19 protein-coding genes are annotated in these 19,856 nt (G+C 43.4%); 4 read left to right on the top strand and 15 right to left on the bottom strand.

Annotated features, from left to right (window positions below):
- Positions 1-2: 2 nt before the first annotated feature.
- The 4 genes from HKI82_RS15805 to HKI82_RS15790 all read right to left on the bottom strand — a co-directional run bounded on the left by HKI82_RS15805 (position 3) and on the right by HKI82_RS15790 (position 6,426).
- Positions 3-1,007, bottom strand: coding sequence for a LacI family DNA-binding transcriptional regulator (locus HKI82_RS15805; protein ID WP_102941533.1), 1,005 nt, complete (start codon positions 1,005-1,007; stop codon positions 3-5).
- 255 nt (positions 1,008-1,262) lie between these two features.
- On the bottom strand, positions 1,263-3,287 hold the full coding sequence (locus HKI82_RS15800) for a methyl-accepting chemotaxis protein (RefSeq protein ID WP_236005781.1): 2,025 nt from the start codon (positions 3,285-3,287) through the stop codon (positions 1,263-1,265).
- Between the two features lie 161 nt (positions 3,288-3,448).
- Complete coding sequence (locus tag HKI82_RS15795) at positions 3,449-4,741, bottom strand: carbohydrate porin (protein ID WP_000787774.1); 1,293 nt, start codon at positions 4,739-4,741, stop codon at positions 3,449-3,451.
- A gap of 344 nt (positions 4,742-5,085) precedes the next feature.
- The gene (locus HKI82_RS15790; protein ID WP_171138503.1) at positions 5,086-6,426 is read right to left on the bottom strand and encodes an MATE family efflux transporter; all 1,341 of its coding nucleotides are present in this window, start codon (positions 6,424-6,426) and stop codon (positions 5,086-5,088) included.
- Between the two features lie 206 nt (positions 6,427-6,632).
- Between HKI82_RS15790 and HKI82_RS15785 the strand changes: the two genes are divergently transcribed.
- Positions 6,633-7,532: a helix-turn-helix domain-containing protein gene (locus HKI82_RS15785; RefSeq protein ID WP_102941531.1), complete on the top strand. Its 900-nt coding sequence runs from the start codon at positions 6,633-6,635 to the stop codon at positions 7,530-7,532.
- A 100-nt stretch (positions 7,533-7,632) separates the two neighbouring features.
- On the opposite strand, the gene HKI82_RS15780 is transcribed toward HKI82_RS15785, so the two are convergent.
- The 4 genes from HKI82_RS15780 to HKI82_RS15765 form a co-directional block, all read right to left on the bottom strand.
- On the bottom strand, positions 7,633-8,220 hold the full coding sequence (locus HKI82_RS15780) for a YhgN family NAAT transporter (protein ID WP_042488042.1): 588 nt from the start codon (positions 8,218-8,220) through the stop codon (positions 7,633-7,635).
- Positions 8,221-8,354: 134 nt separating this feature from the next.
- Positions 8,355-8,591, bottom strand: a complete 237-nt coding sequence (locus HKI82_RS15775; protein ID WP_102941530.1) for a YecH family metal-binding protein — start codon at positions 8,589-8,591, stop codon at positions 8,355-8,357.
- A gap of 99 nt (positions 8,592-8,690) precedes the next feature.
- Complete coding sequence (locus HKI82_RS15770; protein ID WP_171138539.1) at positions 8,691-9,335, bottom strand: lysoplasmalogenase; 645 nt, start codon at positions 9,333-9,335, stop codon at positions 8,691-8,693.
- Between the two features lie 895 nt (positions 9,336-10,230).
- Positions 10,231-10,599 (bottom strand): DUF4145 domain-containing protein, encoded by a 369-nt coding sequence (locus tag HKI82_RS15765; protein ID WP_171138502.1) that lies wholly within the window; start codon positions 10,597-10,599, stop codon positions 10,231-10,233.
- 233 nt (positions 10,600-10,832) lie between these two features.
- Between HKI82_RS15765 and HKI82_RS15760 the strand changes: the two genes are divergently transcribed.
- Positions 10,833-11,162 carry a DUF2500 domain-containing protein gene (locus HKI82_RS15760; protein ID WP_171138501.1) on the top strand — a complete coding sequence of 110 codons (330 nt, stop codon included), beginning with the start codon at positions 10,833-10,835 and terminating at the stop codon, positions 11,160-11,162.
- 39 nt (positions 11,163-11,201) lie between these two features.
- On the opposite strand, the gene HKI82_RS15755 is transcribed toward HKI82_RS15760, so the two are convergent.
- The 6 genes from HKI82_RS15755 to HKI82_RS15730 form a co-directional block, all read right to left on the bottom strand.
- A complete protein-coding gene (locus HKI82_RS15755; RefSeq protein WP_171138500.1) occupies positions 11,202-12,215 on the bottom strand; it encodes an acyltransferase in 1,014 nt (337 codons plus the stop codon).
- Positions 12,216-12,421: 206 nt separating this feature from the next.
- Positions 12,422-13,645 (bottom strand): organoarsenical effux MFS transporter ArsJ, encoded by a 1,224-nt coding sequence (gene arsJ, locus HKI82_RS15750; protein WP_171138499.1) that lies wholly within the window; start codon positions 13,643-13,645, stop codon positions 12,422-12,424.
- 49 nt (positions 13,646-13,694) lie between these two features.
- On the bottom strand, positions 13,695-14,207 hold the full coding sequence (locus HKI82_RS15745) for a cyclin-dependent kinase inhibitor 3 family protein (protein WP_171138498.1): 513 nt from the start codon (positions 14,205-14,207) through the stop codon (positions 13,695-13,697).
- Entirely contained in the window at positions 14,207-15,211 is a 1,005-nt protein-coding gene (locus HKI82_RS15740) for an ArsJ-associated glyceraldehyde-3-phosphate dehydrogenase (protein ID WP_102941523.1), read from the bottom strand. Before HKI82_RS15740 ends, HKI82_RS15745 begins: the two co-directional genes overlap by 1 nt.
- An 82-nt stretch (positions 15,212-15,293) precedes the next feature.
- Entirely contained in the window at positions 15,294-15,632 is a 339-nt protein-coding gene (locus HKI82_RS15735) for a metalloregulator ArsR/SmtB family transcription factor (protein WP_102941522.1), read from the bottom strand.
- Between the two features lie 156 nt (positions 15,633-15,788).
- Complete coding sequence (locus HKI82_RS15730; protein WP_102941521.1) at positions 15,789-17,015, bottom strand: EAL and HDOD domain-containing protein; 1,227 nt, start codon at positions 17,013-17,015, stop codon at positions 15,789-15,791.
- A gap of 272 nt (positions 17,016-17,287) precedes the next feature.
- On the opposite strand from HKI82_RS15730, the gene HKI82_RS15725 reads away from it, so the two are divergent.
- Both HKI82_RS15725 and HKI82_RS15720 read left to right on the top strand, forming a co-directional pair.
- Positions 17,288-18,289 carry an alpha/beta fold hydrolase gene (locus HKI82_RS15725; protein ID WP_102966461.1) on the top strand — a complete coding sequence of 334 codons (1,002 nt, stop codon included), beginning with the start codon at positions 17,288-17,290 and terminating at the stop codon, positions 18,287-18,289.
- A 147-nt stretch (positions 18,290-18,436) separates the two neighbouring features.
- Entirely contained in the window at positions 18,437-19,264 is an 828-nt protein-coding gene (locus tag HKI82_RS15720) for a Cof-type HAD-IIB family hydrolase (RefSeq protein WP_171138497.1), read from the top strand.
- Positions 19,265-19,349: 85 nt separating this feature from the next.
- Here HKI82_RS15720 and HKI82_RS15715 read toward each other — a convergent pair whose 3' ends face one another.
- Positions 19,350-19,823, bottom strand: a complete 474-nt coding sequence (locus HKI82_RS15715; RefSeq protein WP_102941518.1) for an EVE domain-containing protein — start codon at positions 19,821-19,823, stop codon at positions 19,350-19,352.
- Positions 19,824-19,856 lie beyond the last annotated feature (33 nt).

Raw genomic sequence — 19,856 nt, 5'->3', positions numbered from 1 at the left:
AGTTATAGGGTACTCGTTATGTCCTTGACTGAATCTCGCACTACCAACGCAGGGTTGAGTTTGAAATTCACATCTTGCTTATTCTTGTTAAGCTTTTGCAAAGTGAGCTGTACTGCCTCAATGCTCATCTGCTCAATTGGAAAATTAATCGTGGTTAAAGAGGGAGTGAGATAACGAGCAAAAATGTTATCGTCAAAACCCACAAGTGAAATGTCATTAGGAATGAAATAACCGGCTTCCCGTAACACCTCAAATGCTCCAAACGCCATATGATCATTTGACGCAAAAATCGCAGTGAACCGACAGTCTCTCTTCAGCAATTTCTTCGTCGCGATAACACCTGTTTCTTCCGTAAAACCTGCTTCAGAAACCAGTGCTTCGTTATACTCCAACCCTGCATCTTCCAAGGCTCTTCGATAGCCCTGTAAGCGTCCTCGAGCATCAGATTTGTCTAGAGGGCCGGTAATACAGGCGATCTCGGTATGGCCTTTATGCAATAGATATTGAGTCGCGAGTTTTCCCCCCAGCTCGTTATCAATATCAATACAGCTTCGGTACATCTCTGGAACAAAGCGGTTCACCAAAACCACTGGAATGCCCTGCTCTTCCAAAGAGATTAAGTAATCATCACTCAGATGCTGAACATGGAGAATCAATGCATCGACTCTGCGCCCTAGCAGAAACTCTACAGACTCGCGTTGCCCCTGTTCAGTATCGGAACCCGCAGTCACGATGGCATGGTAGCCAAAGCGACGTAGATTCTCTTCTAAGCAATGAAGCATGCCCGAATAAAAGCCACTTAGTTCCGGAACAACAATTCCCACGCTGCCAGTACGACTCGATGCTAAAGCCTGAGCAATAGAGTTAGGGCGGTAACCCAGCTCTTTAATCGCTTTTTCGACTTTTAGCTTTTTATCGTGACTCACACGACAAGTACCATTAATCACTCTGGATACTGTCGCCTGAGATACCCCCGCATGCTCAGAGACGTGTTTAATTGTTGCCACCGATACCTCAATACTACTTTTGTTGAAAACGCTTACAAGCTAAGTATTCCGTAGTTAGTGAGTGTAATGAGTGAGTGTGGTCACACTAATTTTTTGGGAAAAATAGAGCTTTCATAAAAGTAGAGAGCTCTTACAATTTCACCCTCGCCCATGAAACAGTTTCATGAAACGAATTATCCCGTTGAGCTTCACGAGTTATAAATATTCTTATTAAAAAGCTTAAAAATATTTAAAACATCCGTATTTAATGCTTTCTTATATAACTTCTTTATTTCGTTCTTCCGGTTGCAAAATAAAACTGTCCGTCAATTCAAATTGAATTTCAGCCAAACGTTCTAATTTCTCACCATGCTCTGCCACTTGGGTTGAGCGATGTAAATTTTGCTCGGATAACGAATGAATATGACTGACATTTTTCGTCACTTCACTGGCAACAGATTGATGAACGATAGTCGCTGAAGCGATTTGTTGACTGCGATGAGAGACTTGATTAAGCAGTTCATGCAACTTCACAAAACGCCCATTAACCTGTTTGGCTTGCTGCATACTTTGGGTCATACCAGAAAGGCAGTTGGAAATCTGTTTGCCTGCCATATCCGTTTGTCTCTGTAAACGCTCAATTTTATTTTGAATTTCCTTCGCGCTATGGGTAGTTTGAGCCGCAAGAATCCTGACCTCATCCGCAACTACTGAAAATCCTCGCCCATATTCACCTGCACGAGCCGCTTCAATTGCAGCATTCAACGCAAGTAAGTTGGTCTGCTCAGAGATACCGGAAATGGTATCCAAGATAGATTCAATGCTGATGCTCTCTTGTTCCAGAGCTTGATTCGTTGCCGTGACTTGATTTAACTCATGAGAAAGTCGTTCCAACATTGCGACATTCTCAGTCATATCTGTTTGCGCCTTATCGGAGTGCTCAACCGCTTCTGTCACTAGGCTCAGCGTGTCTTCGGTCGACTGAGCAATGTCCGTCACCGAACATTCAATCTCTTCCATCGCAGAAGCCACTGATACCGTCTGTGACGTTTGTTCGTAGATAGCACTATTGAGTTCGGTACTGATTCCCTGATTGGTCAATGAGGTGCTATTGAGCTCGGCGCTTGATTGACGTATGCGTTCAATAATCAATGATAGATGGCGAACAACCAGGTTGACCTTTTCCGCCACTTGTCCAAATTCATTATTTGCCGAGTATTCCACTTCCTGAGTCAAATCTTTAGCTGCAATTCGATTTAAAGCATTGAGCAAAAGTCCGGTCGCTTTACGCACCATATTGGTAAAACTCAGCACCAGACATGCAGTAACAAAAATGGAGGCCAGCGAAATAGCAATAAACAGCGAACGTGTCTCGCTCGATGCTTGTCTTGCTTCATCATAAAGTTGGTTGGCAATTTGGTTGGCATACAGAGAAAGGTTGTCGACATTCGCCAACTGAGCATCAATTTTTTGCTCTAATTCAGAGCGTAATTTTGCGAGATTCTCAGCTTGTTCAACCACATCAACATGCATCTTTACTGCGCCTGTTGGTTGGAAAGTAAGTTGTTTAAGTACTGAAAGGGGTGTTTCAAGCGAAGAATAGAGCTTTGAGTGATTTTTGATCAGCAGTTGTTCACTCTCGTCAAGATAACGCTGGCGATTGGTCAAGCGACGAGCAACGGAGCGGAGCTCCGTCATATCTTGCAACTTGAACACTTCGTTAGCTTCGTTGTTCAACAAACCAACTTGGCTGGTAAGTGCATCCAGAGCTTTTAGCGCCTCTGCCGAATCTGCGCTGCTGCGTGCACGTTGAAGCGCATTACCCAACTGAGTGACGAGTGATTGGAACTGAGACTGCAACAGATAGCTCTGGTCTAACTGATCTAAGTAACTGGCATGAGTGTCAATGACCGCATTCAAAACCTCTAATACCTGCTCTCCCTGCTCTGTGATTGGCTCTACGTAATCATGCAAGTCTGGGCGTTGCTGTGTTTGAGCAACAAACCAACGAAGCTGAGTATTATAAGTCTCTATATTGGCTTGAATTGACTCAACAAATGGCGGCAGTTCATCCAGATATTGAGCCGATAGATACGGCGTCAAACTGCGGTTAATGTTAAGAAAATCAATGGTAAGCTGCGCTGAGCGAAGCATCAGCGGCGTTGCATCTTGAGTGATGGATTCCATCTTAGCCGTAACGTTCTGGTTACTACTGACAGATAGCCATGCAGACCCGATCATAATTGCGATAACGCACATACAACCAAGATAGAGACGAGAAACTAACGATTGAAAAGGCATACTCCACCTACTGATAAACAATTCACTACATGCTGCTCTTTGCAAGATAAAAAATGGGCACACATTGGTGCCCAAAGTTGGAGTTAAATTGGTTGGTAAACCAAGCCCCAATAATCTGCCTTTGGGGCTAATACATAGATAGACAGTAAACTATGAGTGGATTACCACCATGCTTCGAACATTGCACCTACTGCAACTGTATCAACAGTTGTTGAAGTAGAAGAACCTGCTTCAGTCGTTTCAACATCACCCACAGTGGTGTAGAAACGTAGCATTGGACGGCTCCAAGGTAGACCACCAAGTGAAACGTTTTGAGAAAGTGTTACTTTCCAACCATTCACTTCTTTGCCGTTATCCCAATCTTCCATCGCATAACCCGCTTCTAGCCAAGTTGAATGCACTTCATCCCATTGGTATTGAGGACGAACGATACCTGCGTATTCGTTTTTCTCATCTGCGTCAGCGCCAGCAATGTTTTTGTAAGAGACTAAGTAGTCAATGATGAATTGATCAGATGCTTTAGCATTACCTTCCAAACTCGCGTATACCACTTGTTTGTCACCCGCTAAATCAAACGCAGAATCATCAGCACCATCCGCGTACTTCATAACCAGTTTGTTTGAGCTGCCTAGGCCCAATACTGCACCGACTTGCCATGAATCTTCATTGGTTTTGTCTGCGCCTGCTTGGTCTGAAGCAAAACCGTAGTTTGCGTATAGGTCTAGATTACCGATACCCGCGTTGATGCTGTGCAGTCTAGAAGTAATAGCGTAAACACCAGTATCATTGTTTAGGCTGCCAGCTGAAGAGTCGACTTTACCCACAAAGCCCATGTCTAGCTTAGCGCCACCAAGATTTAAGTTGTTGAAACCCGCACCTTGACCATCGTGAGTGAATACGAAGTAATCGTTCAAACCTTGTTGTAGACGACCGTGGAAATCACGACCTGCCCACATATACAGCTCAGGTTGGCTTTCAAATATGTTGGTTACACCTGCGTACATTTTTTTCAAGCTTACACCGCCAGCAGAACCACCAGCAGGAATCCAGTCACGATGAGACCACTCATCAATCATCAAAACTAAGTCCCACTTGGCGCCGTTGTCCGCTTGGAAGATTTTGCCGAACTGGAACTCACCACCGTTAGCTTCGTTGCCAAGACGACCCAGAGACTTACCTGAGCTACCGACGAGGACATAACGGTTATCGCTATCTGAATAATGTGCGCCGTAGCGAGCATAACCAGAGAAGATAATTCCTTGAGGTACTTTTGTATCTGGCGTCAATACAGCTTGTTGTTGATCATTTACATAATCAATTTCAACAACCTTAGCTTCCAGCTCCTGAATACGCTTTTCTAAAGCTGAAATATCGGTATCTGCCGCGAACACAGAGGCAGAGGATAAAATAGATGCCACAGCAAAAGTTATTGGTAAAACTTTAAAGTTCTTCATGTTATTTCCCTATTAAATTTAGGTTTGTTCTAATTCAGGGAAATAATAAGTAATGAAAGGTTTGAAAATATTTGCCGACTTCACACCCGCATATCGAAATAATTAACATGAAACAGTCGTGAAGAATTTTAGATAGGGATATTAAATGGAATTCAATTAGTTAAGAATGAATTTCCTAGTTCACCAACAATGAAATCGCTTTCATTTCATGAGGTTTAGCGAATTTAGTCACGAAAAATTCGTGCTCTTTGTGCTTAAAAAACAAACCGCCCGTGAAAACTTTCAATATTATGAAAAATTTCACGGGCAACTTTCTTCCACCGTTATATGAAAACAGCTTTATGTTACAGAAGTTTGAACCTGACCCAAGATGATGAACGCCATCTCACCAACATAATGATGCCACGCACCCATTCATCTAAAGCTATCGCCATCCAAGCACCAATAACCCCAAAGCCCCAATGAATGCCTAAAAGGTAAGAGAAACACACCCCAACACCCCACATGCACAGTATGCCTATTTGTACTGGGAAACGAACGTCGCCTGCCCCTTTCAAAGCAGAGATAAAAACAAGGTTAAACACACGTCCTGCTTCAAGAATGATCGACCCCATCATTAATGTCCCTGTGAGATACAAGATCTCCGGTTGATGAGTAAACAGAGGCAATATCGAATCTCTAAGCAAATAAATAGCACTGGCAGCAGAAATAGAGACAACAAAACTCACCAAGAAATAGATCTGCACCCGCTTAAGAATACTCTCTATCCAGCCTTTGCCTATGTAGTAACCCGTCTGAATCTGAGTTGCTTGACCTATCGCTAAAGCGAAGGCAAACGAGAAACGCGCGATATTTTGCGCATAGGTAAAAGCAGCAAGCGAAGCGGTTCCCATTTGCACAACAAAGTAGACAATTGCAATCTGTGCCATGTTATAGGACAACACTTCACCCGCATTCATTCCGCCTATTTTAAGAATTTTTTTGTATACCCCAGCAGGAACGTTCTTTAATGAGCCCATCGGCAATGAAATAGGACTGTATTTCAATATAAAGCCAAGAGTCACTGTTCCAACAATCTGACTCACAACCGTCGCTATCGCCACACCTTGAACCCCGTAAACAGGCAACCCGAACGGTTGATAAAGCGCAATATAGTTACCAACCACATTCAGCAAACCACTGACCATGTTCACCACCATAGGTGAGCGAGAATAGCCGTAACTGCGCAGAATGGTGGTAAAGACGATGCCAATCGTCACGTTGAAGGTCATTGCGCCACTGATGATGAGATATTCTTGAGCATAAAGTTCAACTTGAGGTTCGAGACCATAAAAAGAGATAAGATGCACAGCACCCAGCACCGCAGCAATACTCAGCAGCAAACCGACGACGACGGAAAGCGCGATGCTGGCAACGCCCACATTAGTCGCATCTTGAGTTCGCTCCGCACCATTGTATTGAGCAATAAGAATGCCGGTGCCGCTGCTGACAAATGTAGAAACAATGATCAGGAAAAAGGTTAGCTGAGTGATGACCCCAACCGCTGAAACCGCTTTATCTGAATAACCAGAAAGCATAAATACATCACTGGTACCGAGTGCAGTCCTCAGCAAAATTTCCACCAATATTGGCCACGTTAAAGCAACAATAGACATACGTTGATGAAATTTTTCATTTTTGGGCATTATTTTGACCTTAAAAGGGATAGTAACGCTGTCCCAGAGTGGGCTGACAGGGTGTCATCACTGGCTAGATAAAAGAGTGGTTAATTCTATATTTTTGCCCGAACGGGATATGCAAGTATGGGTTTGATATTTTTTGGCGCTTAAGTCTATGATAGGCAACAGGCAACTTCTACCAAAAACGCGACCAATAAAAGGAAAATAACGACATGGAGACCACTTATCACTTAAAACGTCATCAGCGTTACCCACACCTGAAGTTTGCTTATCTGGATTGCCACCACTACCATGATTTTGGCTTACATAGTCATGATTACTCTGAACTGTTTTTAGTGATCAGCGGCAAAGGCAACCACTTAGTTTCGTCGCACATTTACCCACTCAATCCCGGAGATATATTCGTAATAAACGGGGATATTGAACACGCTTTTCAGGATGTCGATAAGCTAAGAATCATTAACTTGATGTTTGAGGCCGATGCCCCATTTTTTGAGACACCTTCACTCAGAAGACTCTCTGGTTATCAAGCGATGTTCAAAGTTGAGCCGATTGCACGTCAAACCAGTAAGTACCGCTCACAGCTAACCTTAAACGGCGAACAGTTTTCTATCGTTGAACAACTCATTCAGACAATCGGGCAAGAATATGACCGAGCTGAGAACGGTTTTGAGACCATGCTGACCAGTTTAATGCAGCAACTGGCGGTTACCTTGGCACGAATGTACCAACAACAAACGCAAGACCTTCCTCAAACCACCATGGCTTTAGGCAGAGCGCTGATATTTATTGAACAAAATTTTACCGACAGCAATATGCATAGTCGCGATATCGCCCAAGCCGCATTTATTAGCCAGCGACAGCTCGAAAGGTTGTTTAAACAGTTTCTCAACACATCGCCGAATCTGTATTTACGAGAGATGCAGCTCAAGTACGCGCACGCCTTACTGACCAATGACAATCCTATGCCGATTCAGCAAGTGGCAGAGCAATCCGGTTTTAGCGACAGCAACTATTTTTCCAAATGCTTTAAGAAGAAATTCGCCTTAAGCCCACGCCAATACATCAAACAAAAAAGAAAACCAGAAACTGAAGATACAGCCCATACCTAAAACTTAAACAGCTAAATGAAGCAGACAGACCGTACTTACTCATCAACGATTTTCTTTGTGACTTTTTGACTATAGCGTTAGCCCAATTTTTAATAACAGACTAAAGACCAACGTAGCTTTTGATACCGTCGAGGAACATCTGCGTAGAAATCATCACCAGCAATAACCCCATCAGCCTCTCAACCGCTTTCAAACCACGCTCTCCCAGAATTTTATGGAAGAATCCATTAAACATCAGAATCACGGAAGTTCCCGTCCAGGCAATCATGACGGCCGCAGACAGCTCTAACAGCTGCGTCGGGTTTTGACTAGAGAGTAACAGCAGAGTCGCAATCACGGTTGGACCGGCAATCAAAGGAATAGCTAAAGGCACAATAAAAGGTTCTTCGCCTGCAGCTAACCCAGTAATACTGCCTGCACTAGGGAAAATCATCTTAATCGCGATGATGAAAAGAATAATGCCGCCAGAAATACTCAGTGTTTCAGGCTGGACATGCAGGAAGTCCATGATTGACTGACCAGCAAACAAGAACAGCATCAAAATCGCGAGAGCGAACAGCATCTCCCGAATCAAAACAATACGTCTGCGCTTGGCATCAATGTGTTTTAGGATCGATAAGAAGATAGGCAGATTGCCCAATGGATCCATGATGAGAAATAACAAGGTTGCGGCAGATAGGATGTCCATAGTGTCTCAGTGTCAATAAGCATAATGGCGCAGTATATCAACGTACTTCAGATTTTACGATTAGGAACAATCGTAGCCTGAAGCACGAAAAAACTAGCACAACTAATAGACACGGCCATCACACTAGCCACAAATTAATGCTGGCAAATCTCTGCCAGATTTAAGTGCCATACATCATCTTTAATGATTACTTTCTGCTTGGCTTGAAAGAACTCAAGCACAGTATCGGTATCCATGCCGGAAAGTTTGCAGGTACGGAAAAGCACTTGGGGGCCAAACTCAGCAGCAATAAACTGACGCAGTTGCTCTTCAGTCATAGGCTGTACCTTCAACTGATTCAAAATTTTATGAGCATGAATGTGTTGTTCCACGTTGACTCTCCTATTGAGTTTTTGAACAGAAGGAGTCTTAGCTTATCGCTGTTATTCAATCGTAGCGTTGATTTAAAACAGCCTTAAATCACCGTTTATTTAAAAAACTACGGAGGCAACAATTAGCGCTTGGGCGAGTAGATAGCTTCCACCGATTAAGGTTTTGCCATAGCGCAAAGGCTGTCGATAATCATGAATAGCGAGAATAATTGCCGAAACGATAAAACTTAAGCTACCGAGAAAACCGAGCAAAGATGCGTGTGTTGGAGAGGTAATCCAGACTTCACCTGATGCCCATGTCATCTGGAGTAACATCATTCCCATAATAGTTACCGGAAAAATAAGAGTATCGATTTGAGGTAACAGGAGGAAAAACGCGACAATACTTGCAGCAATGAGCAAAGCAGGTAACCACCAGATCATCGGCCCGGTAAGTTGTATCCAAAATGCTTTGCTATAAAAGAGCTGTACAACGAGAAAAGCGCTAAAACAAGCTTTAGCCTGCTTTTGCTGAATTCGATAAATATCAGCAACCACAGAAACGGCCAAACCGGCAAGAACCCATAAGGGTGCTACCGACCAATCATCTTGCTGATTACCTATTATCGACAATAACAGCATCAACGATAACAGACCTAAACACAGTGTATTGAACACCACAGCCAGCTTCGCTTTATTGCTTTCAAACGCAGATATGCTGATAAATCCAGATATTAAAGCCGAAATCCAGCCCAACATGCCTATACCTCATTAACAATCTGCCGCCAGTGTAGAGAGGTTAGATCGGATGTCCAGAAATGAAAGACAAAAATTGGATCTTGATTAGGATTCATTGTCCTCGGTTTTCCTCTGGCACCCACTAAAAGCGACTCAACACAACTATACAAATTCATTAAACACCAAAGTTGAGCCAACAACAAAGCCTGTTAACTCCTACATACTCATATTCACAATAAAACCAAAAGCCAAACGTTTGCTTTTTAGTGTTAACCGGACAATATTTAATAATAAAAACAAAAAATACAATAAGTTAGTTAATAAAAAATCAAAAAATACAAAACACAAACAAGCTAATGACAAAAAACAAAATTAGAGGTTAGTAATGATTTAAATTTCTCAAGACAACGAAATTTAATGAGAATAAATATCAAAAAAGAAAAACATTTTACGATAAACAACAACAAATTTACGTTAACAAGACAAAAGCACACCAAAACCCTCTCACAATAAAAAAAACGAAATAGAACACTATTAAAACACATTTAAAAACATATTATTCATACACTTAAAAACAAATAGTGCAATAAAAAGCCACAAGGGCGATTAAATGAACGCACCAAAAACATACGTAAACATCACCAAAATCGAGCAAATACGACCAGTTAAAGTTATTATTTTAAGCCATTACCAAAGAATGTATTGATCAAGCCATTAAAACAGTGTTAATCTAATTCCACAGGTGAATAGGCAGAAAAGGAGCAGTGTTATGATTTCTTCATCTCAAAAACAAGGTTTGGTAATGATCGCAGTTATCGTTGGCTTGATGACACTGCCAATGATGTACTAACCCTATGTTATACAAATAAAAAAGGACGCTATTGCGTCCTTTTTTATTTTCAAATTGTTAAACGTTTCGCTGCTACTGAATGTGTTTGCTCAATTCTTCCCAGTGTATGTAGTAGAAAACAAGAGCCGTCACAGTCATGAACATGACTAATGAAATTACAATTCCCCATACAAAACGATTGCTGCGAGGTGTGAGTTCTTTTTCACACTCTTTACACACAGATAAAAACGCTCTGCGGTCCTCAAGCTTATAACGATCCTCATGCACTACCTTGTTGCGAATTGTCGCTATAAAACGCAGTTTCGCGATGACATCATGGGGTAACCGTTCTTCACAACTGCTGATTAACTGATGCAGTCCTTTGCCTCGCGCGTGGTACTGCTCGCGCAATAATTTTTCTAACTTTCGAGTACGAAGAACAACTTGTTCTATATCCGACATCGAAGTTCTCCTTTTAAATTGCCATCACTATACTGATTCTTCGGCTTCCGCTGATGGGCTTTTCTATTTATACGTATCTCACTTTAAGTATTGACAAAGCCAAGCAACAAAGTGTGAAGTGCGCCGAAAAAATAAGACCAATCAACGCGCTACATCCCTTTTATAACGTTACGTAACACGAAAAATCAAACTAATACGTAAAATGAAACCATCATTTTGCTCTGGGAGTCACTATGCAGATTACTTTGCTTGCAACACTCATCATGCTGCTTGTAGTGGCGCTCTTACTTTTTTCTCGCTTCTACCGACGCCATATGCAAGGTGAAAACGCACCAGAGAAACAAACTCAAGTCACTATTCTCGATAAGCAGTCCATCACGGTAGACAATCCTTTCATAGGAGAAGATGATCAAGAATTTTGGATCTACGTGCAAAAAGGCCGCTTGGGTCCAAAACGAGAGTTCCAAGTGGGAGCGCACTACTTTCACGCTTTAAATCCTGGTGATAAAGGCATACTCACCTATAGAGGAACTCAGTTCATTCACTTTTCCTTACTACGTTAACGAGGCATCATCGTTATCCCGTAAGCTCAGTGGTCTGGACTAAGGCAGTAACCAGCGAGTCTTGGACGATTGTGACAATAACCAACTCACCGCCAGCGCACCTGCACCGCTAATGATTATCCATAATGGTATGACCCATGCTGGATGACCCTGATACCAACCAAACTCTTTCATTGGCCAAAGGAAAATCGGGTGAAGCAGATAAATACCCAAACTATGCTGGCTGATTACGCTCACCACTTTCTTCGCACCTTCTGATAATGATTCTCCAACAGCTCGGCACAAAACGAAAACCATACTAGCCGCCACCACAACGTTAAGCGTTTTGTATGAGAACCAGCGACCGACACTGTACTCACCATTTGCGAGACTGAGCTCAACTACCGAATTCACCGTAAAGTAGAAAGAAATACCGCCTAAAACAACCGCTAACCCGACCGTTACTGGATTAATCGGCAGCTTTTTATAAAGCAGATATCCAAGCGGTAAATAGCCTGTATAGAGCCAAATCTCATAGCTCCAAGGGCCATCAATATGGAACAAGAATAACGTGGTAGTGATTAACCACATACCAAGATAGACATACCAAGCCGTGTCATCCGTTCGTTTCATCAACCACTGCAGTACAGGAATAACGAAATAAAGCGGGATGAAATAGTAGAAAAAGCCCAGATGGTAGTACGTCTCATGGTGCGGGCTATTTTGCAGTACTTCCATTGCTAACGCAGAATCGAAGCCAGCAGAACTCCAGCCAGAAAGGTAGGCATAAAAGACAGACCAAGCAATGAAAGGAACGAGTACCTTTCCAAGACGTCTTTTAACGTAATAACCAAAATCAAAAGTACGCGTATCACTTAGCATCAAGGCACCAGAGATCAAAATAAACACAGGTACCGCCCAGCGAGTCATGCCGTTTACCGTAACGGCTGTCAGCCATTCACCATAAGGAATCGAGTTTTGCAGCTCCCGATAAGGAGCAAGGACATGAATCGCAATTACCGCCACCGCAGCCACACAGCGCATTAAATCAAAAAATATTACTCGTTTTGTCATTCAACGATTCTCTCTAGTCAATCTGCACTCGAAACTATTTTTCATTTACAACTATAAAGCACAATTAAAATAGTACGTCAGTCAGTGGTAAACCTTAGTCAACATTACACTGATTGAATATCAGAGAGTAAACAAATAGAAAAAATGAGATATAAAAAAGCCCTCATTGGAGGGCTTAGTGTTAGAACTTACTTCGGTTCAGGAATTCAATTCTGACTGCTCAGTCTTGGTAGGCGTAATGAGATGATGCTGGTCACAATTAAAAAGCCTAATGACACCCATAAACAGGCGGCTAAACCACTCACCTGAAAGAGATAACCAGACAATATGGTTCCAATCAGTCGTCCCATCGCGTTAGCCATGTAATAGAAGCCAACATCAAGAGAGACACCGTCTCCTTTGGCGTAGCTGACAATCAAATAGGAGTGAAGCGATGAGTTCACCGCGAATACGGCGCCAAACAGCATTAAACCAATCACGATCACCCATTGAGGATGCCAGTTTTGGCTGATACCCAACGCCACAGCCGCCGTCACGATACTTAACCCTAACGCCCAACGAAACGCAGCATGCCCATCAGGGACTTTACCCTTCGCCTTGCCTGTAATTCCTGGAGCTTGGCTTTGCACAATACCGTAACCAATCACCCACAAGGCTAGGAAACCGCCCACCCAAAGGTGATCCCATTCGAATACCGTTCCCAAATAGACCGGCAGAGCAACCACAAACCAAACGTCACGAGCACCAAACAGAAACATTCGAGCCGCAGAAAGAATATTCACCGCCGGAGACTTAGAAAAAATCTCAGAGAACTTGGGTTTATTCTTCGCTTTACCCAGCTCCTGTTTAAGCCCTGACAAGCTACCAATCAGCACGAGTGTCAAAACTGCAGCCATCAGCAGTACCGCGCCTTTAAAGCCAACCGCTGTTAACAACAAACCGCCAAGGAAAAAGCCTAGCCCTTTTAACGCATTTTTTGACCCAGTTAATACTGCAATCCAACGATACAGAGCCCCCTGTTGCTCATCAGGCACCAGAGTCTTAATCGCACTTTTCGCGCTCATTTTGTTGAGATCTTTTGCGATACCAGACATCGCCTGAGCAGCCATTACCCATGGAATCGTCAACCAAGCTGGAGGAACAGCGAGCATAACCAGCGCAATGATTTGCATCGCTAGGCCAATATTCATCGTTCTGTTCAGACCGAGTCTAGCACCTAACCAACCACCAACCAGATTGGTCACAACGCCAAAGAACTCATAAAACAAGAACAAAGAAGCTATTGCTAAGGTTCCATAGCCCAACTGATGGAAATACAACACCACCAGCATCCTCAATGCGCCATCCGTGAGAGTAAAGTTCCAGTAATTGAACGTCACTAACATGTATTGGCGGATCGATGAATCCAAATTTGAAATCACTTTCAACATAATACTGATCCAAAGGGAGCTTTGGGATCATAATGATCCCAAAGCTTAATTAGCTGATCACTGCCGCTACGTTTTCAATATATTCACGTTGCTCGGGCTTGGTGAACGCACCCGGACGTAAGGCTTGAACTTGAGAAATAATGGTTTCCAGTTCCCAGTTCATATCCAGCAACAGATGTGCCGCTAATAAACCTGTACGACCAGAACCACCCATACAGTGGAGCGCCACTTTGTCGCCTTTTTTGAGAAGGCTGCGAAGCTGTGGGCTTACAGTTGGCCAGTGCTCTGTAAACATTTCATCCGGCACAGCGTCGTCTTCAATCGGCAGGTGAATCCAAGAGATACCATTGGCTTGAGCGATTGCGCCCAGCTCTTCAACGTGTTTTTCATGCATCTCTTCACGGGTAATAGCAGTGACAATGGCTTTCACACCACTTTCTTTTAGCTGCTGAATACTTTCAGCTAAACCCAGATCTTTGGTTCCCGGACACGGCATTAATACTAACGCTGATGAGTCAACAGTAAGCTCCCAAGTAGGGTGAACCTTGGTTGAATTAGACATTATTGTGCCTCCCCTACTTTACGAACGAGTTCTGCCGTACGGGTTGCGTAGCCCATTTCATTGTCATACCAAGCATAGATTTTCACCATGCGCGTCCCAACAACCATAGTCGATAGAGCATCAACGATGGTTGAACGCTGATCGCCACGATAGTCGATAGACACTAACGGCTTCTCTTCAAAACCTAGAATGCCTTTAAGCTCACCTTCAGATGCTTCTTTCAGCAATGCATTAACTTCTTCAGCTGTAGTATCACGTTTGACGTCAAAAATGATGTCCGTCAGCGATGCGTTCGCCAGTGGAACACGCACGGCATGACCGTTAATTTTGCCTGCCAGTTCAGGGAAAATTTCCACGATAGCGGTTGCACTACCTGTTGTAGTTGGAATCAAACTCATGCCACATGCACGTGCACGACGTAGATCTTTATGTGGTGCATCAAGGATGGTTTGAGTGTTGGTTAAATCGTGAATGGTGGTGAAAGAAGATTGCTCGATACCTAATTTCTCATGAATCACTTTTACCACTGGTGCAATACAGTTTGTGGTACAAGAAGCCGCAGTCACAATACGATGCTGTGCTGGGTCAAAAATGTGGTCATTGACACCCACAACAATATTAGCGATACCGTCTTCTTTCACTGGTGCAGAGACAACGACACGTTTTACACCCTGCTCAAGATACTTGTTGAGGAATGAAGTCTTACGGTGAACACCTGTTGATTCAATCACTACATCACAACCAGACCAGTCAATCGCAGCGATATCGCGCTCCTGGGTCGTTTTGATACGCTTACCAGCGATGACGATTTCATTGCCTTCAGCGGCAACTTCATGGTGCCAGCGACCTTGAATAGAATCGAATTCCAACAAATGCGCTAGTGTTGCGGCATCACCAGCCACATCGTTAATTTGCACAAACTCCAACTCAGGCCAATCGTACGCAGCACGCATCGCTAATCGACCAATACGACCAAAGCCGTTAATACCCACTTTAATTGTCATTCTTCGTTTCCCTAATATTTGAAATTAATAAGCTTTTGCAGCAAGCGGTTCTTTTAATAAGAAGCGCATGTGGAGCAATTCGTTAGCAGCAAGACGGTCTGTCCGTCATATCTCTCAAACGCTGCGTATCGACACTGTATTGCTGCTGTAAACAGTTTGAATGCTTCAAACCATCGATAATCTTGTTCAGCCACCCTGGTAACTGGTCAGAAACCTTGTAGTACACCCACTGCCCTTGACGTTCGTCAATCAAGACACCCGACTGACGCAGCTGGGCAAGATGACGAGAAATTTTAGGCTGGCTTTCATCAAGCGCATGCGTTAACTCACACACGCACAACCTTTGTTCTCTTGCGATTAGCAATAAACATCTCATTCGAGTTTCATCTGCAAGAAGTTTAAAAAACTGATGAGGTAACATAGGCATCTCTCACATATACGGACATGTGAATATATTAGATATAAAAAAGCACGCGTCAATGCGCGTGCCGTTACTGTCATAAAAAATTCATCTAACCCAAACCACGGGCGAAAGTTCGCTGGTTATTCGTGGTAAAGGTTATTGAGACTTAGTCTCTTAAACCAAGTTGCTTGTCTCTTGGCTCCAACGTTGTGCTTCGTTGAGATCTCGTGCCGTATCCTCAAATGGAAGACCGAGTAACTCGCAGTAGTCCTGCACACCTTGCCAGTCGGCTTTTTCAAAGCATTCTTCGAGATTTAGTAACTCTCCAAATGGTCCTAATCGCTTATCCAACGCTTCTTTAACGGACTCAGTCAGTGGCAATTGTTCAACAATAACGTCGAGGGAAATATCTAACATCGCATCCAGCACCGAGAATAAGCCGATTAGAAATGCTTGATCTTTGTGCTCATTAAACTTGCGGCGGGTAGCGGTGAGTTGGCAGAACTGCGCTCGCTGCAACGACAAGTTATACAGCTCTTTGGGCTTATGATTGGAAATATAAGAAGCAACCGCCAGCGATACGAAGATTTTGAGTCTGTCCTGCCCAAGATAAACCAAGGCCTGACGAAATGAAGAAATGGGTACCTCAATGCGTTCCGTTATGCTGTTAACAAAACAGAGTAGCTTATAAGAAAGCGCGACATCTTTAGCCACCAACTGTTCCACACGCACGAAGTCGACATGCGGTTTACACACTTCTTGGAAAAGCTGCATAGCCACAATGTGTTTGGGGCTCACATAACGTTGTTTGATGATTTCCGGCTTACTGAAAAAATAGCCTTGGAAAAATCGGAAACCGGCCTCTCGGGCGGTGCGGAATTCATCTTCCGTCTCAACTCTTTCCGCGAGATAGCGTTTTCTGCTGCCTCTGGCGAGTTGTTTTTTCACCATCGCACAAGCGGCTTCAATCCCCATCGCCATAATATCGAGCTTAATAATTTGCACGTAAGGCAGAAATCGTTCCCACTCAGGCGAATAGACGAAGTCATCCAATGCAATCAAATAACCTTCGTTATTCAGTTCAATAATCGCTTCCAGAAGCTCATCCGTAGGGCGGCAAGTTTCCAGTACTTCAATCACTATCTTTTGCTTAGGCAGAGTGAGTGGCAGCCTACGGATCAGGCTGTTATAGGGGAAATTGATAAAGCAACGAGAGCTGTCAATGGCAGGATTTGTCCCAATCGAAAGAAAGTTCTCAACAATCAGACGATAAGTAGCACGATCAGCATCCACATGCTGAGGGAAACTATTTTTCTCGCCGTCACGAAACAACAACTCATACCCTAAAGTATGACGTTTCGAATTTAATATCGGTTGTCGTGCTACATAAGTGGTGTACATATTACCTTCAACGAATACAGTTCAATTAGGCTCTATTGAGTGCTCACATTACAATTACACTCATAAAAATAGAAGCAAATGACCTAGGCAAATCAACTCTATGCGATCAGTGAACAACTCTCTACAACTGCTTAATTTTTACTCTCCACGAGGACAACAAAAATAACATCAATCGGTCTAAAAGCAAGTAGGTAGATCGATTGCATTTCCGCCTAACTCCCTTATTCTTAACTATCAATTTCAGCGACAACGGGCTTTCTAGCACGTAAATTATGAGCCAAAAAAATACAACCTGTCACTCTTACACGCAAGAGTCAAACTTTTCCCAACGTATCGAAAATGAAATCAAAGCATTGTGGGAACAGCGGCAAGAAGGATTTCTGCAATCATTTGATAGAAAAAGACTTTACTGGTGCAAAATCACATCGAAAGAGCACAACAAAGCCATAGTGGTTGTGAATGGCAGAATTGAATCCTGCTGGAAATACCAAGAACTGTTTTACGATCTCTTCCAGCAAGGCTACGACATTTATTCTTTTGACCATCGAGGCCAAGGCCTGTCGGACCGCTTAATCGACAATAAGCAGATGGGTTATGTGGATGAATTTCAGAATTATCTGACGGATATGAACGATCTGGTTGAGCACTTTAGCCTCAGTCATTATCAACAGCGCTTTGTGCTCGCTCACTCGATGGGCGGCGCAGTGACCGCACGATATCTTCAAACGCATCCGCAACATCCTTTTGATGCCGTCGCTTTTAGTGCTCCAATGTTCGGCATTAACGTTCCATGGCAGATCCGCCCGATTGCCATTACCCTGACACAGGTGTTAACCGCAACGGCCAGTAAGCCAACCTATGCACCCGGTTATACAGACTACTATCCAAAACCTTTTGAAGATAACCCTCTGACTCAGTGTGAAGTGCGCTATCGCTGGTTCCGTGAGTTATATGAACAGAAGCCTGAACTGAAACTGGGAGGCCCAAGCACTCGCTGGGTATGGCAAAGCTTGATGGCAACCAAGCAGTGCATTCAGCTCACAAGGCAGATCACCATTCCGACATTAGTGCTGCAAGGTGGCAAAGATACCATCGTCAGTAATGCCGCACAGATAAAGTTTATCGCCCGATTAGCCAAGACCAACCCAAGCAGCGAACTGTTGATGATTCTTGATGCAAAACACGAAATTCTTTTCGAGAAAGATGAATTCCGCAATCAGGCATTGGACGCGGTACTGAAGCATTTCTCCAACGCAGTAAAAGCCGCTGATTAAGTTGGCTATAAGCAGCAATCTTGTCTGAGAACAAATAGGGAAATGACGGATAAAAAGGTTTTCCCTCTTTTTTCGATCCTTTTTGGCATACACTTAAGCCCAATGAAGAGCAATTAATATCATATCTGACGTAGTTAAGAGAGAGACATGAGCGTAGTAAGTAACGAAAACCCAATCAAAATCGTGGCTTCTGATCTGGATGGCACCCTATTGGCACCGGATCACAAGCTCAGTGCTTTCTCGAAGAAAACGCTAAAAGAGCTGCATGCAAAAGGCTTCACTTTTATCTTTGCAACAGGACGTCACCATGTTGATGTTGCGGGTATTCGCGAAATCGCAGGTATCCCAGCTTATATGATTACCTCTAACGGTGCTCGTGTTCACGACCAGAACGATGCTGAGATGTACAGCAAAAATGTACCTCAGAATTTAGTACAAGCGATTATTGATTTAGTTAAAGAAGATAAACGAATTGTCACTCATATCTACCGCAACGACACTTGGCTGATGAGCCGTGAAGATGAGGCCTTACGTGAATATCACAACGAGTCTGGCTTCCATTATCAGCTGTTTGATATCAATAACGCTCCTACCGACGGTATCGCAAAAGTCTTCTTCACCAATGAAGACCACGACCATGAAATGCTGGTTGTTTATGAGAAGCTGATTAACGAAAAATTCGCAGGTCAAGTGAATGTAGCCTTCTCTACGCCTTATTGCTTGGAAGTGATGGGCGCTGGCGTGTCTAAAGGTGATGCGCTTAAAGCGGTGGCTGAATCTTTGAATCTAACATTGGAAAACTGCATCGCATTTGGTGACGGCATGAACGATGTAGAGATGCTATCCATGGCTGGAAAAGGTCTGGTGATGGGTACCGCTCATGAAAAAGTGATGAAAGCGCTGCCAGAAATCGAAGTGATTGGCAGCCATGCAGATGATGCTGTCGCGCATTACCTTCACGAGCACCTGTTTTAACTGACAGACCATCCTGAAAGTGTAAAAACCGTTTTTTAAAGAGTCCCCCTACTCTTTAATCAGGCAGCACACGCTGCCTGTTTTTTTAGCGTGCGGACTTACCCAACTCTTCTTTACTTAAAATCGCCTGCCACTCTTGCTCTGAAACTGGCATGATCGACAAGCGGTTGCCTTTTTTCACTAACGCCAGCTCACTGAGTTCAGGCATAGCCTTTAGTACACCAAGTGGAATCACACGTTTTGTTTTACGTACAAATTCCACATCCACCATAACCCAGCGTGGATTTTCCGGGTTCGACTTTGCATCGAAGTAGTCACTTTCAGGGTCGAATGCAAAATGGTCTGGATAGGCTTCACGCACGACTTTGGCAATCCCAGCCACACCGACATTTTTGCAAGATGAATGATAAATTAGAACTAAATCGCCAATTCTGATGTCATCACGTAACATGTTTCTCGCTTGGTAGTTTCTCACTCCTTCCCAGCAGGAAACTTGTTGGATGCGTAAAGTATCAATCGAAAAGGTGTCTGGTTCAGTTTTGAATAACCAATATGCCATAATGAAATCCGTTCGTTTTTGCCATGAGGAAAA

Origin of the sequence: Vibrio plantisponsor (genome assembly GCF_013041605.1) — a bacterium.
Lineage (GTDB): Bacteria > Pseudomonadota > Gammaproteobacteria > Enterobacterales > Vibrionaceae > Vibrio > Vibrio plantisponsor.
Note: the sequence above shows the minus strand (reverse complement) of the source record. Positions and strands in the feature narration are given on the sequence as shown.